General features: G+C 73.9%; 9 protein-coding genes. 4 read left to right on the forward strand and 5 right to left on the reverse strand.

Annotation, left to right across the window (positions count from 1 at the left end):
* Positions 1 to 24 precede the first annotated feature (24 nt).
* From ACZ56V_RS28785 to ACZ56V_RS28805, 5 genes are read right to left on the reverse strand one after another with little or no spacing between them, the layout of a single operon-like run.
* Complete coding sequence (locus tag ACZ56V_RS28785) at positions 25 to 4,053, reverse strand: hypothetical protein (protein ID WP_468946240.1); 4,029 nt, start codon at positions 4,051 to 4,053, stop codon at positions 25 to 27.
* A 3-nt stretch (positions 4,054 to 4,056) separates the two neighbouring features.
* Positions 4,057 to 4,215 (reverse strand): DUF6760 family protein, encoded by a 159-nt coding sequence (locus ACZ56V_RS28790; RefSeq protein WP_007450918.1) that lies wholly within the window; start codon positions 4,213 to 4,215, stop codon positions 4,057 to 4,059.
* Positions 4,212 to 4,745, reverse strand: coding sequence for a hypothetical protein (locus tag ACZ56V_RS28795; protein WP_398914474.1), 534 nt, complete (start codon positions 4,743 to 4,745; stop codon positions 4,212 to 4,214). Before ACZ56V_RS28795 ends, ACZ56V_RS28790 begins: the two co-directional genes overlap by 4 nt.
* Positions 4,745 to 5,194, reverse strand: a complete 450-nt coding sequence (locus ACZ56V_RS28800; RefSeq protein WP_007450914.1) for a phage tail protein — start codon at positions 5,192 to 5,194, stop codon at positions 4,745 to 4,747. Before ACZ56V_RS28800 ends, ACZ56V_RS28795 begins: the two co-directional genes overlap by 1 nt.
* 52 nt (positions 5,195 to 5,246) lie before the next feature.
* Entirely contained in the window at positions 5,247 to 6,851 is a 1,605-nt protein-coding gene (locus tag ACZ56V_RS28805; protein ID WP_356364963.1) for a phage tail sheath subtilisin-like domain-containing protein, read from the reverse strand.
* A gap of 455 nt (positions 6,852 to 7,306) precedes the next feature.
* Between ACZ56V_RS28805 and ACZ56V_RS28810 the strand changes: the two genes are divergently transcribed.
* The 4 genes from ACZ56V_RS28810 to ACZ56V_RS28825 all read left to right on the forward strand — a co-directional run bounded on the left by ACZ56V_RS28810 (position 7,307) and on the right by ACZ56V_RS28825 (position 14,012).
* On the forward strand, positions 7,307 to 10,114 hold the full coding sequence (locus ACZ56V_RS28810) for a hypothetical protein (RefSeq protein WP_468946244.1): 2,808 nt from the start codon (positions 7,307 to 7,309) through the stop codon (positions 10,112 to 10,114).
* Between the two features lie 130 nt (positions 10,115 to 10,244).
* A complete protein-coding gene (locus tag ACZ56V_RS28815) occupies positions 10,245 to 10,973 on the forward strand; it encodes an eCIS core domain-containing protein (RefSeq protein WP_468946246.1) in 729 nt (242 codons plus the stop codon).
* A gap of 90 nt (positions 10,974 to 11,063) precedes the next feature.
* A complete protein-coding gene (locus ACZ56V_RS28820; protein ID WP_468946249.1) occupies positions 11,064 to 12,500 on the forward strand; it encodes a hydrolase in 1,437 nt (478 codons plus the stop codon).
* Positions 12,501 to 12,575: 75 nt separating this feature from the next.
* The gene (locus ACZ56V_RS28825) at positions 12,576 to 14,012 is read left to right on the forward strand and encodes an RICIN domain-containing protein (RefSeq protein ID WP_468946252.1); all 1,437 of its coding nucleotides are present in this window, start codon (positions 12,576 to 12,578) and stop codon (positions 14,010 to 14,012) included.
* Positions 14,013 to 14,095: the final 83 nt, after the last annotated feature.

Here is a 14,095-nt window from a genome sequence, read left to right on the forward strand (position 1 = left end):
TCCGGCGGGGCCGGTGCGGTCCGGTCAGCGCGGGTCGCGCAGTCTGCCGATCCGTTCGCGGTCCATACGCAGTTCGGTGCGGACGAGACGGGTGACGCGGCCGATGATCCGGTGCACCAGTTCGTCGAGCTGGAAGTCGGTGAGTTCCCGCGGGTCGAACCCGCCTTCGGGGACCGCCGTGTACGCGGGCGGGGGGTCCTCGGAGGGCCGCGCGCCCCCACCCGCCTCGTAGGGGGGCGGCGGGTCGCTGTACGGGGGCGGCGGGTCGTTCGGGCCGGGCCGGGACGGCGGGGGGTCCAGCCGGGTCAGGTTGTCCACCACGGTGGCGGCCGTGTGGGAGGCCAGAGCCGCGGTGGTGCGCCCGGCGCGGCGGGAACGGCGGAAGGAGAACCGCTGGACCGGCGGCAGGCCGGCGGACGCGGCGCTCGCGGGGGCGAGGGCCTGCGGCGCGGTGTCCGCGGGCGTCGGCGCGGGCGCCGCCGGTGTGGCGACGGGCAGCTCGGGCCGGGCCGCCGACGGCCGGGGCGGGGTGAGCGGGGCCACCGGGAGCGGGGCTCCGGTGGCGGCGCCGCCGGGGGACACGGGCTTGCGCAGGGGTACGGCCTTGGCGGGCGCCCGCTGGACGACGGGTGGCCTGGACCCGCCGCCACCGGGCAGCGGCCCAGGCGTGAGGTGCGGCGCCGCCGGGGGCGTTGCCGTGGCCGCGAAGGGCGGTGCGGAGAGCATGGCCGTGTCCGCGAAGGGCGGTGCGGCGGGCAGGGCCGTGTCCGCGAACGGGGGTGCCGCGGGCGTGCTCAGGGCCGCGAAGGGCGGCGCCGCGGGCAGGGGGGTGGTCGTGGTCGTGAAGGGCGGTGCCGCGGGCGGGACGGCCTGGGCGGTGGCCCGCTGGACGGGCGGGGACGTACGGCCCTCGGTCGCGGAGGGCACCAGCGCCGGGGAACGGGTGGTGAGCGACGTGGTGTCGGACGGCGGCGCGGAGAGGGGCGCGCCGAGCGGAGAACGACGCGCGGGCGCCCCGGCCGGTCCCGCCGGGGCGGCGGTGGACCTCGGTGCCGGTGACTGCGCCGCCGTCGGTGCCGGTGTCGGCGTCACCGTCGGACGTACGGCGTTGACCGGGCCGGACGAGGTGGGCGCGCCGAGCCCCGGACGCCGCGCGGTCGCGCTGCGCTGCACGGGGGCCGCGGGGGTGGCCGTCCTGCCGGTGTCCGGCCGGGGCAGCGGTACGGCGGGGGTGGGCGCGGTACGGGTGCCGGCGGTGGTGGGCGAGGCGGGCGCGGTGGCCGTGGTCGCGAGGCTCGGTTCGGCCGGTGCCGACGGCTCCGCCGGTGCCGCCGGTGTGGCGGAGGGCGCGATCGGGCCGTCGGTCCGCCGCTCCGGCGCCCGCTGCACCGGCGGTTGTGGTGCGTCGCCGGGTCGAGCCGGGGACGGCTGCGCGGGTCGCGCCGGCTGGGCGGCCGACGTGCGGCGCTGGACGGGGGGCTGGCCGACCGGGGTGGCGGGAACGCCGGGTGCGGTCGCCGAGGGGCGACGGCCTCCGGTGGAGTCCCCGGTGCCGGTGCCGGTGCCGGTGGGGCGTGCGGTGGACGGCGTTGCCGCGGCGCCGCCGGGCCCCGGGGCCGGCGTGATCGGGGTGGCCGCCCGCCGGGCCGGGGTCTCGGCGGCGGGGCCGTCGGCCGGGGACACGGCTCGCTGGACGGGAGGACCGGCGGGGGCGGCCCCTGCCGAGGGCGAGGGCGAGGGTGCGGGTGCCGCTGTGTCGCCGGTGGGCGGGGTGCTGGTGCCGGACGCCGGGTTGGCGGCGGGCCGGGACTCCGCCCGGCGCACCGGGGACTCGCCCCGCGTCGGGTCCGCGGTGGTACCGGACGCGGGCGTGACCGGTCGCGCGGGGGTGCTGGACCCCGACTCGGGCTGCGGGACGGCCCGTTGTACCGGGGCGCCGGTCGTCGGGGTCCCCGGCGAACCGGTCCGGCGGTCACCGGTGGAGGCGGGGCGGTCCGGCCGCGCGGCGGCTCGCCGGGTGGCGGGTGTGTCGTTGCCCGCCGGGGGAGTCGTGCCGCCGTCGGTGCGGCGTACGGCACGCTGCACCGGCGGCGTCGAGGCCGTGGCGCCGCTGCCCGCAGGGGTGGACGCCGGGCCGCCGCCGGGACGTACGGCGGGCCGCCGTGCCGGGGCGGCGGGCGCGGGGCCGTTGCCCGGAGCGTCGGCCGACGCGGGGCTGGACGGCTGTGCGGCGGCGCGCTGGACCGGCGGTGTGCCGGACGCGGAGCCGCTGTTGGCCGGAGCGGAGGCCGGGTTGCTGTCGTCGGACGGTGGTGCGGCGGCGCGTTGGACCGGCGGTGTGCTGGACACGTTGCCGCTGTCGGCCGGTGCGGGGGTCTGCCGTACCGGGGTGTCCGGTGCGGCGCCGCTGCCGGGCCATGCGGCGGCGCGCTGGACGGGTGGCGCGGTGGGCGTGGTGCTGGTGTCCGGTCCGGTGGTTGCCGGGTTGTCGCTGCCGGGCCGCGGGGTGGCGCGTCGTGCCGGGGTGTCCGTTGCCGGGCTGGACGGTCGGACGGCGGCGCGCTGGACCGGCGGCGTGCTGGACCCGGTGCCGCTGTTGGCCGGCGCGGGGGTCGGCGGGGTGCTCGCGTCGGACGGTCGTGCGGTGGTCCGTTGGACGGGCGGGGTGTCCGCCGCGGTGCCGCTGTTGGCCGGTGCGGGGGTCGGCCGGTTGCCGGCGCCGGACGGCCGTGCGGCGGCGCGCTGGACGGGTGGCGCGGTGGGCGTGGTGCTGGTGTCCGGTGCGGTGGTTGCCGGGTTGTCGCCGCCGGGCCGCGGGGTGGCGCGTCGTGCCGGGGCGTCCGTCGCGGGGCTGGAGGGCCGTGCGGCGGCGCGCTGGACCGGCGGTGTGCCGGACGCGGGGCCGCTGTGGGCCGGTGCCGGGGACGCCGGGTTGCTCGCGTCGGACGGTCGTGCGGTGGTCCGTTGGACGGGCGGGGTGTCCGCCGCGGTGCCGCTGTTGGCCGGTGCGGGCGACGACGGGTTGCCGGCGCCGGGCCGCCGTACCGGGGCAGCCGGTGCCGTGGTGTCGCCCGACGCGCCCGGGGCCGGTGTGGTCCCGGGCGCCGGAACCGCCCGCTGGACGGGTGCACCGGTCGGTGCGGGCGCCGGGGTGACGGGACCGAGGGCCGGGGAGGCGTCCCCGGCCGGTGCCGAGCCGGGGTCCGCTCGGTCGGCGTCCGGCGACGAGGGCGCCGGGCCGGAGGGCGCCGGGGCGGCTCCGGTGGTCCGGCGGCTCGCCGGCAACGCCCGGCGCTGCACCGCCGACGATCCGGACGGGGCCTTGGTCAGCGACTGCCGCGGGTGCGGGGCGGCGGGCGGCGCCGGGGTCACCCGGACCCCGCGGGGGGCCTGGGCCGGTGGGCTCGCGGGCGCGGCGGCCGACGCCGTCCCGGCGGAACGCGCCCGCTGGACCGGCGCGGCCGCGGGCGCGGCCGACGACGTGGTCGCCGCCGGCGTGGGACCCGGAGACGTGGGGCCCTGCGTACCCGACGCACCACCGCGCGCCCTCGGGGCGGAACCCGTGGGCGCGGTCGGAGCCGTGGCCGTGGCCGGGGCGTCGGCCGGTATCGCGCGCAGCGGCGCGACCGGCATCCGCTGCACCGGCGGTGTGCCGGCCGGGCGGGCCAGGGGCGTGGAGGGAGCCTGCCGGGCCGGGGTGCCGAAGGCGCCGGACAGCAGGCTGTCGCCGGCCGCCGGGTTGAGTACCGCCGGGGACGGCGCCCGGGTGAACGACGGGTCCTGCCACGTCGGAAGGCGGCCGCCGAAAGCGGCGTCCGCCACCCCCGTACGGTCCGCGCCCGTGGCGCGCTGGATCGGCGGCAGGCCCGTCCAGGCGGCGACGGCCACGGGCGCGGGGCCGGGCGCGGGTGCCGCGCTTCCGCCCGCGCCCGGGTCCGGACGCGCGCCGGTGTCCGCGGGCGCACCCGCCGCCGATGCCGCGGTCCCGCCCCCGTTCCCGTTTCCTCCGCCGTCGTCGTCCCGACGACCCCGCAGCCGGTCCAGGAGTCCCACCGATCAGCCCTCCGCCGTGCCTCGCGTCACGAGGGACGCGATCTGGTCCGTGTACCGGCGGCGGTCCTGGTGTTCCAGGTCCAGGATCGCCTCCAGGCTCCAGTGGAAGTGGTAGGCGACGTACGCGATCTCCTCGTGCAGCCGGTCGGTCGCGTACGTCACGATTCCCCCAGGCGGCTCCCGCCGAGTTCCACCTCGAAGGGCTCCGAGCAGTGCGGGCACTCGACGGCCGCGCGGGTGTGCCCCTCCGCGTTGATCTGGCGGTAGAAGTCCTGGAGGAACGCCAGGTCGGAGGCGAACATGTTCTCCACGACGCCGTCGTGCACCATCGCCAGCGTGCCCAGCCGGGTGATGACCCGGCCGAGCAGCACCACCGACAGGTACGCCGGGTTCTCCTGCACCCGCACGTCGCGCAGCGGGATCAGCTCGTCCCGTGCCGTCGACAGGCGCATCACACCGTCCCGGTGCACCGTGCCCGACTCGTCGACGTACCCGCGCGGCAGCTCGAAGGGGAACTCGGTCTGCAACTGCTGCCTCGGGGTGGTGTCGACGGGGGGCCCGGCGGGAGGGCCGGCCGGAGAACCGGCCGGCGCCTCCGTGGGCGCGGCGGCGGGAGCCGAACGGGGGAAGTCCGCTCCCGCCGTCGCGGACTGGGGTGCCGCGGCGGGTGCCTTGGCAGTCGAACGGCGCATTACTCGACGACCAGTTCTTCGAACACGATGGTGATGGTCTCGGTGAGGGCGTTGGTGTCACCCGCCTTCAGGGTGCCCGCCACGACCTTGCTGCACCAGGCGTTGCGCAGGTTCCAGCGCTTGACCGGGTTGTCCTCGTAGTCCATCACGATGATCGTGGCGTTCTTGCGGGCGGTGGCCATCCGGCCCGCCATGGAGTCGTTGATCCACTGGGTGAACACCGACGACTGGCTCATACCGCGTTCGACCTGGACCGAGCCGTCCTTGGCCACGCCCGGCATCAGGGTGACGTTGTTGCGTCCGGTGGTGCCCTGGTTCTGCTGGTACTTGATGACGTCCTGCTCGATCTGCAGGTTCGACACCGAGTTGAGGTACTCGACCATCACACCGTCGATCTGGATACCGAAGTTCGGTGCGACGAGTACGTCTTCTGGTTTGGGGAGAGACATGAGTTCGCTGTCCTTCTAGAGGATGTGGGACAAGGGCGGGGGCGCGATCCGCCTACTCGTCCAGTTCGCCGCCGCCGCTGGAGAACTGGGCGAGCCGGAAGATGACGAACTCGGCGGGCTTGACCGGCGCGATGCCGATCTCGCAGACGACCCGGCCGAGGTCGACGGACTCCGGCGGGTTGGTCTCCTCGTCGCACTTGACGTAGTAGGCCTGGTCGGGGCTCTGGCCGAAGAGGGCGCCGTTGCGCCACTCGTTGACCAGGAACGCGGAGACGTTGCGGCGGATGCGGGCCCAGAGGTTGTGGTCGTTCGGCTCGAACACCACCCACTGGGTGCCGATCAGGATCGACTCCTCCAGGTAGTTGAAGTACCGGCGGATGTTCAGGTAGCGCCACGCCGGGTCGGAGGAGAGGGTGCGCGCACCCCAGACGCGGATGCCGCGGCCGGGGAAGGAGCGGATGCAGTTGACGCCGATCGGGTTGAGCAGGTCCTGCTCGCCGCGGGTGATCTGCAGCTCCAGGTCGACGGCGCCGCGGACGACCTCGTTGGCGGGGGCCTTGTGCACGCCGCGCTCGGAGTCGTTGCGGGCCCAGATGCCGGCGACGTGGCCGCTCGGCGGGACCAGGCGGGACTGGCCGGTGGCCGGGTCGAACGACTTGATCCAGGGGTAGTACAGGGCCGCGTACTTGGAGTCGTAACCGGCCGTCTCCTGGCGCCAGACGCGGATCTGGCGGGCGTTCTGGCTGGGCGGCGGGTCGATGATGGCGACGCGGTCGCCCATCAGCTCGCAGTGGGCTATGAGACCGAGCTGGACGGCCTTGACGGCCTCCAGGTCGATCGCGCCGCGCTGGTAGGCGGCCATCAGGTCGGGCACCGCGACCATGGAGATCTCGTCGATCGCCTCCAGGCCGCCGAAGCCGGTGCGGTCCGCGGAGTCACCGAGGTACTGGGCCGGCCCGGGGTGCGCGGTCTCGGCCTGCCCGGCCGGAACGGCGGGGGCGGCGGACGGCGGCGCGGGCAGCGTCAGGGTCTGGTTCTCCGGCCGGACCAGCTGCGCGGACGGCGCGGCCTCGGTCACGGTGATGAGCTTGGAGCGCTCCTTGACCTGCGTGACGACGTAGGAGCGGTTGCCCTTCTTGGCGCTGACGTCGAAGGTCTCGACCGGCTTGTCGCCGTCCTTGACGATCAGCTTGAAGCGCTCGGCGGGGCCCTCGCCCTCGGGGTCGGCGACCTCGACGGTCAGCGGGCCGCTCTGGCCGGCGGCGTTGGCCGTCACGGCGAACGTGCCGAGCTGCTTGGGCTCCGCGGCGGGCAGCGCCTTGGCGGTGCTGCCGGTGACGGCGGCGGGAGCGGCCGCGCCGTTCACCGAGCCGTCGGCGGCGGCGTCCTCGGCCGAACCGCCGACCCGGACGACGTAGGCGGCGGAGCCGCCGTTGTTGAAGAACCCGTAGACGGAGTGCGCGAGGTAGTACCCGCCGGTGAAGTCACCGAAGGCCGCGACGTACTGCGTCCAGTTGGTCACCAGCGTGGGCTCGTTCAGCGGGCCGGTCGGGGCGAGACCGACGAAGGCCGCCACCGAGGTGCCCACTCCCTCGATCGGGCGCGAGCCGCTGGCCACCTCCTCGACGTAGACGCCGGGCGACAGGTAGGACGGCATGCTCTGCTCTCCTCGGGGTACGAGACAGGACGCCCCTCAGCCTCACGCGCGCGTTGCCGTCCCCGAAACGTCCCCGGGTGCCGGGACGGGGGCATGTTCCTTGCCCCTGGTCGTGCCCATTGGGGCAGACTCCCGGACCTTCCCGGTCTTTCCCCCCGAAGACCCCTGGCGTACATCCGGCGTTTCTGATTCAACATCTTGTGTCGACTGTCAGTTCGCCAGAATGTCATCCTGCGATCAAGCCCCGTTCCGGGGCGCCCCGTCCCGCCGCACCGGGGCGCTGCCCCGCGAGGCGGGGACGGTGACGGCGTGTCAGGAGGGGACCGTACGTGTCGGACCGCTTGAACCAGACGCAGAGACACCGCCCGGCCGGAGCCGCTCCGGCGCGGCCCCGGCCGCAGGCACGTCAGCAGCCTCCGCTGGCCTCGTTGCAGGCCGCGGCGGGAAACCGGGCCGTGACCACGGCGATCCAGCGCGCGACCGGTACGCCGGTCCAGCGCGGTACGCCGGTCCAGCGCGGTACGCCGGTCCAGCGCGCGGCCGGTACGGCGGAGCTTCCCGGGACCGCGGCGCACGATCTGGAGATCACGCCGGTGACGGAGCCCGAGCGGTCGAGCGGTGAGACGCGCCGGGTGCAGGACGCGACGGCCGGGCGGCAGGCGGCCGTGGACGACGTGGCGGAGGCGAAGAGGAAGGTCTCGGACGCCTCACGGGCACGGGCCGACGCCGCGGCCGACGTGTGGACCTGGTCCGGGACGGCGGTCGAGGCACGCAAGAAGGAGACGGCCGCCCGGGGCAGGGCGGAGGAACTCGAAGGGGAAGTCGGGGCCGCGGAGCGGGGAAAGAGGGAATCGCTCGAGAGGGCGCAGGACTTCACCGGCCGGGCGAACGCGGCGACGGAGCGGCAGCGCGGCTCCGCCGAGGCGGCCACGAGGCACGGCGAGACCGAGGACCGGAAGGGCGCGGCGGCCAGGGAAGCTCGCGAGCAGGCGGCTGGGTTCACGAAGGAGGCCGAGGCCGCCGAGCGGAAGCGGAAGGCCGCCGAGGACCTGGTGGCCGTGCTCTCGACCACGATCGCGGACGCCCGGAGGAGCCAGGCGGAGGCCGAAGAGAGGGTACGTCGGTTCACACGCCAGGCCGAGGAAGCCGCGGCGCAGCTGAAGACCGCCGACGAAGCGGCGCGGAAGGCGGGGGCAGCCGAGGACAAGGCCCAGGAGCAGGCGGCCGAGGCCGAGGTCGAGGCGGAGTCCGAGGAGCAGTTCGCGCAGAGCATGCGGAAGCGGACCGTTGAACTGGCCCAGGCGCTGAAGGGGGCGAAGGGCGCCAGGGAAGAGGCGCAGGAGAAGGGCGAAGAGGCCGAGGGCGCCGGTGCGTCGCGGGCGAGGGCCGAGGAGGACCAGGAGGAGGCCGCCCGGCTCCGGGACGAGGCGGACCAGAGCGCGAGGGAATCCGCCGACCTGGCGGAGAAGCTGGACCGCGAGGCCAGGGCCGCGACGGAGGCACGCGAAGCCGCCGAGCAGGCGGCGGCCGCGCACGAGAGGGACGCGAAGGACGCACACGGCAAGGCCGAGGAGGCCCGAGCCGAGGCGGCCGGGTACGCGAAGACCGCGGGGGACAAGCAGACGGAGCGGGACGCCGCCCTCGCCCAGGCGACGGAGCACGGCCAGGAGGCGGCCGAAGCCCGGCAGCGAGCGGCGGTTGCGGCACAGGGGCAACTGGGCCAGGGGGCGACCGAAAGCACGGCGAGGACAGCGCTGGCCGCGGCGAAGGAGACCAAGAAGAAGGCGGCCGAGAAGGCGGCCGAGGAGAAGGCGGCGGAGGAGAAGGCGGCCGAGGAGAAGGCGGCGGCGAAGACGGACGGGTCCTCGCGCAACGTCGCCACGCGCGCGGCCGACGGCGCCGGGCACGCCGTCAAGAAGGCCTCCGCCAAGACCAAGCCGTGGGTCGACGTCCCCGACACCGTGGCGCTCCGCGCCACCGCGCCGCCCGGAGGGGTGTACTCGGCGGAAGCGTCGAAGCACGGGGACACCGGGACGGTCCGCGGCAATGCGATCCAGCAGAACGTCGAGAACCCGATCAACCTCATCAGTGACGCGACCGGGACCGTGAACGACATCGCGACGATCAAGGAAGCGGCCGGCAAGCGCCATGACTCGGGCCCGGCTTCCCACGCGCACCGGAAGAACTGGGTGGGCAAGCCCCTCGGCCTGGCGACGAACTCCCAGATGGCCGCCAACGACGTCCTGAAGATCTCCAACACCGGCACGAAGACCGCCGGGGACGTCGCGGGGGTGGCCGCACTCGGGGATGCCGGCGGTGCCCTCACCATCTCGTTCTCCGCGTTGGTCGCCGCCCGCGACACCGCGGTCATCAAGAACACCCACGCCCAGCGCAAGGAACTGAAGGAGCACTTCCGCGGCGTGGCCGCGAAGCGCGACCGGAAACTCCAGGAGGTATTGAGCGACCTGGGGGCGGAGACCACCGGACTGGCGCAGGCGTCGTCCAGCCTGGGGAACTCGGCGGACGGCCCGGACCCGAAGGCCCTGGAGGAGCTCGAGAACCGGCGGGCCCGCATCGAGAGCCTCAGGACCGAGGTGCTGGAGCACATGGCCAGCGCACGGGAGTACGTGGTGCACAAGAAGAAGTGGAAGCTGGGGCACCGCTTCGTCAACCTGACGGGCAACGTCGCACGCATGGCAGCCGGTGCCGTGGCGATCGCGGCCGCCTCGGGTGCGGTCACCGGCGGGATCGCACCCGGCGTCGCAGGCGGCGCGACCGCGGCGGCCCTGGGCGGCCTCGCCGTCAAGAAGGGCGTGAAGAAGGCCAACAAGCGGTACATCTCGGTACGGCAGCCGGACCGCTACGCCCGCACCACGCTGGCGCAGGAGGGAACCGAGGAGCCCAAGGAGACCGAGACGGCCGAGACGTCCGAGGCATCGAGGATGTCCAAGGACGGCACGAGCAGGCGGGGCAGGAGGCGTGACGCGTGGAAGGAGGCGTTCATGGTGTCGCACCCCATCAAGCAGGGAAAGCGGCAGCTCAGGGCGCAGGAGATCTACGCGGTCGCAGCCGGACCGGCCGTCCCCGTGGGCAAGGACGTCCCCGACGACATCCGCAGGGAAGCGCGTGACTTCCTCAAGGCCCTCAAGTGCGGCCCGGACCACCACAACCAGAAGCCGGAGGAGTGGGAGGCGTCGCTCAACGACCCCGAGCAGCAGAAGGAATGGGAAGAGGCGATAGCCAAACAGTTGGCCTCGCTCTGAGCGCCCCGCGCCCTGACCGGGCCCGGCACCGGGGGCCGTTGCCCCCGGCGTTGCCCGCGTAGACCTGTCGGCGGCGGGGAGGCTCCGGTAAGGCTGAGGATCACACGTCCGGTGTCGAAGGGAGCGCAAGGTGCGCGCGCACGAGGAAGCCGCTGACCAGCTGGCCGCCCGGGGTGGCCGCGTTCCACACCGGGCCACGCCCGCGCCCGCCACCGCGGTGAGCGGAGCGCCGATGACCCCGGCGACGATCTCGGCGCTGCAGAGCTCCGCCGGCAACGCCGCCGTCCAGCGGGTCGTCGCCCGGGACGCGCACCAGCACGGCCCCGGCTGCGGGCACACCGTCCAGCGTCGCGTCGACCCGGGCGCGCACCAGCACGGCGCGGGCTGCGGGCACGACGGGATCGACGACCGGAGCCCGGAGGGGCAGCACCAGCTCCTGGCCGAGGCCAAGGAGTCGTCCAGTTCGTCGCTCCCCGGGTCCTTCCTCGACAAGGCGGTGCCCTTCTACCAGAACCCCGCCCTCGCCGCCGCTCGCGTGCACACGGGCCCGATCGCCCAGCGCGCGACGGCGGCCATGGGGGCCGAGGCCATGACGATCGGTATGGACGTGTTCCTCGGCCCGTCCGCCATCGGCAACGAGGAGATCCTCGCCCACGAGGCCAGCCACCTCGACAAGAACAGCAAGGGCATCACGGAGACGGGCAGCGCGAGCGGCGGCAGCCCCGCCGTCACGGACCCGGGGCAGGGTTCCGAGGTCGCGGCGGTGAACGACGGAGCGGCCTTCAAGGCCGGGGACTCCATCGCCCCGTCCCTCGTGGCCCAGCGAGCGGTCGCGGACGACGTGGAGGACGGGCAGTAGTCCCGGACGCCCCACGAACGGCCCTTTGGGGCAACGTGATGTGCCCCGAGGGGACCTGACGCTGTGCCGGGCGACTCGTAGCGTCGGCGTGTGAGCCTGTGGACTTCGCTGGAGCCCGCGTCCGCGACTGTGGACCCCGGCAGTAGTACGCGTGTGCGCCTGAGGGTGCGTAATACCGGTGACGTGGTGGACGAGTACCGGTTCGAGCCCGTCGGGGATGTGGCTCCCTGGACGACGGTGGAGCCGCAGACGTTGCGGTTGTATCCGGGGACGACGGGGACGGTGGAGCTGACGTTCGCTCCGCCGCGTACGCCGGACGCGGTGGCGGGGCCGAATCCGTATGCGGTGCGGATTGTGCCGACGGAGCATCCGGACGCGGTGACGGTCCCGGAGGGAAACCTCACGATCACGGCGTTCTCCGAGGTGCGGGCCGAGCTGGTGCCGCCGACGGTGAAGGGCCGGTTCCGTGGCCGGCCGCGGCTCGCGGTGGACAACCTCGGTAATACGAAGGTGACCGCGTCGATCGCGGGCAGTGATCACGGCGATCATCTGTCGTACGAGGTGCGTCCGGGGAATGTGCAGATCGAGCCGGGTCGTGCGGCGTTCGTGGAGACGACGCTGAAGCCGAAGCGGATCATCTGGTTCGGTGCGAAGGAGGAGCGGCCCTACACGCTGGCGGTACGCCGGTCCGGGGTCGATCCCACCGAGATCGAGGGGACGTATGTCCAGCGCGGGTTCCTGCCCCGCTGGCTCGCCACGTTCTTCGGGATCTTCCTGGCGTTGGCGATCGCGTTCGTGATGATCTGGATCGCGTACAAGCCCCAGGTCCGCACCAGTGCGACCGAGCAGACGGAACAGGCCGGTGCCGCCCTCGCGCCCAGCCCGAGCGCCACACCGGAGTCGCTGCCCAGCAGTGCCGAGTCCGCGCCCGTCGAGCAGCCGCAGGTGCAGCAGCCGTCGGCCCCGCAGGAGTCGGAGAAGAGCGACGGCGGAGGCGGCGGGGACAAGGGCGGAGGCGGCGGTGGCGGCGGCGAGTCCAAGAAGCCCAAGCCGCCCGTACGCACCGCGGCCACGGCCGTGAAGGAGGTCGCCGCCCGCAGCGAGGGCCGGCACATCTGCTACCGCGCCTACGTGGCCGACCGGGGCTGGCAGGCTCCGGTCTGCGACGGTGCCGAGGCCGGCACGGTCGGCAAGAACCTCCCGATCAAGGCCCTGAACATCGCCGTGTCCGGGACCAAGGGGGTGACGGGCAACGGGGCGCACGTCGTCGAGGGTTGGCTGACGGGCGGCAACTGGAAGAGCGCCCCCGACAAGACCGACATGTACCTGGGCAGCACCAAGGAGGCGGTCTCTCCGATGGAGGGGTTCACCCTCAAGACCGTCGAAGGCACCGTCTGCCCGAACACGCACGTCAAGGACAAGGGGTGGCAGAAGCAGGGCTGCACCGAGCCCGGCGACTGGCGGTACTTCGGCAGCAACATGGAGAACGACCGGCTCCAGCTGGAAGCGGTTCGCATCACGGTGTGACGGCGTGTGCGAGGGCAACCGCCTTTGCCCTTGCGACTCCTGACGACTCGGTAAGGCTCCGCGTAGCGTCGGCGTGTGAGCCTTTGGACCTCCCTGGAGCCCGCGTCCGCCACCGTCGACCCCGGCAGCAGCACGCGTGTGCGCCTGCGGGTCCGCAACACCGGTGATGTCGTCGACGAGTACCGGTTCGAGCCCGTCGGGGATGTGGCTCCCTGGACGACGGTGGAGCCGCCGACCCTGCGCCTGTATCCCGGGACGACGGGGACGGTGGAGCTGACGTTCGCTCCACCGCGTACGCCGGACGCGGTGGCGGGGCCGAATCCGTATGCGGTGCGGATTGTGCCGACGGAGCATCCGGATGCGGTGACGGTTCCGGAGGGGAACCTGACGATCACGGCGTTTTCCGAGGTGCGGGCCGAGTTGGTGCCGCCGACGGTGAAGGGCCGGTTCCGGGGGCGGCCGCGGCTCGCGGTGGACAACCTGGGCAACACCAAGGTGACGGCTTCGGTCGCGGGCAGTGATCACGGCGATCATCTGTCGTACGAGGTGCGTCCGGGGAATGTGCAGATCGAGCCGGGGCGTGCGGCGTTCGTGGAGACGACGCTGAAGCCGAAGCGGATCATCTGGTTCGGTGCGAAGGAGGAGCGGCCCTACACGCTGGCGGTACGCCGGTCCGGGGTGGACCCCACGGAGATCGAGGGCACTTACGTCCAGCGCGGGTTCCTGCCCCGCTGGCTCGCCACGTTCTTCGGGATCTTCCTGGCGTTGGCGATCGCGTTCGTGATGATCTGGATCGCGTACAAGCCCCAGGTCCGCACCAGTGCGACCGAGCAGACGGAACAGGCCGGTGCCGCCCTCGCGCCCAGCCCGAGTGCCACACCGGAGTCGCTGCCCAGCAGTGCCGAGTCCGCGCCCGAGGCGGAGCCCGGGCAGGGGGCCTCCGAGAAGCCCGAGAACGACGGCGCCGGTGGCGGTGGCGGTGACGGCGGCGGCGGAGGCGGGCCGTCCAAGAAGCCCGCGGCGAAGCCGGACGTGGTCCCCGCCATGAACGTCATGCTGCGCAACGCCACCACCCACATGTGCGCCGACATCCCCGGACGGGAGAAGGGCAAGATCAACGGGGTCGTCCAGCAGGCCAACTGCCACGAAGAGGGCGACAACGAGTACTGGAACCTTGAGGTCAAGTACGAGCACGGCGGTCCCAACGGAGTCAAGCTCTTCCAGATCCGGAACGTCACGGACCAGCTGTGCATGGACCTGGGTGAGTACGGCGCTCGCCCGGAGGGGACCGGGGTCGCCGAGTTCCACTGCGACGGCACCAAGGCGGACAACCAGCTGTGGTGGATCGACAAGCAGGCGAGCGGGAACTACTGGATCCGCAACTTCGCCAGCGCCCACAGGTGCCTGAACGTGAAGGGCCAGAACGGCGGCACCGAGACTCCGCTGAACATCGCCACCTGCACCAACACCGACGACCAGGAGTGGCAGATCATCCGCCCGTCCAAGGACTGACGGAGGGTCCGAAAAGTCGTACGATCAGGCACCTTGGGGCAGCGAGTGCTGCCCCGAGTGCCGCTGACGTACGCGGAGTTGGC

This window comes from Streptomyces sp. NPDC034099 (genome assembly GCF_055575415.1).

Bases quoted from the DNA above. Each gene is read 5' to 3' on its own strand.
- ACZ56V_RS28795 (WP_398914474.1), bottom strand. From the start codon at position 4,745: ATGCGCCGTTCGACTGCCAAGGCACCCGCCGCGGCACCCCAGTCCGCG.
- ACZ56V_RS28805 (WP_356364963.1), bottom strand. From the start codon at position 6,851: ATGCCGTCCTACCTGTCGCCCGGCGTCTACGTCGAGGAGGTGGCCAGC.
- ACZ56V_RS28800 (WP_007450914.1), bottom strand. From the start codon at position 5,194: ATGTCTCTCCCCAAACCAGAAGACGTACTCGTCGCACCGAACTTCGGT.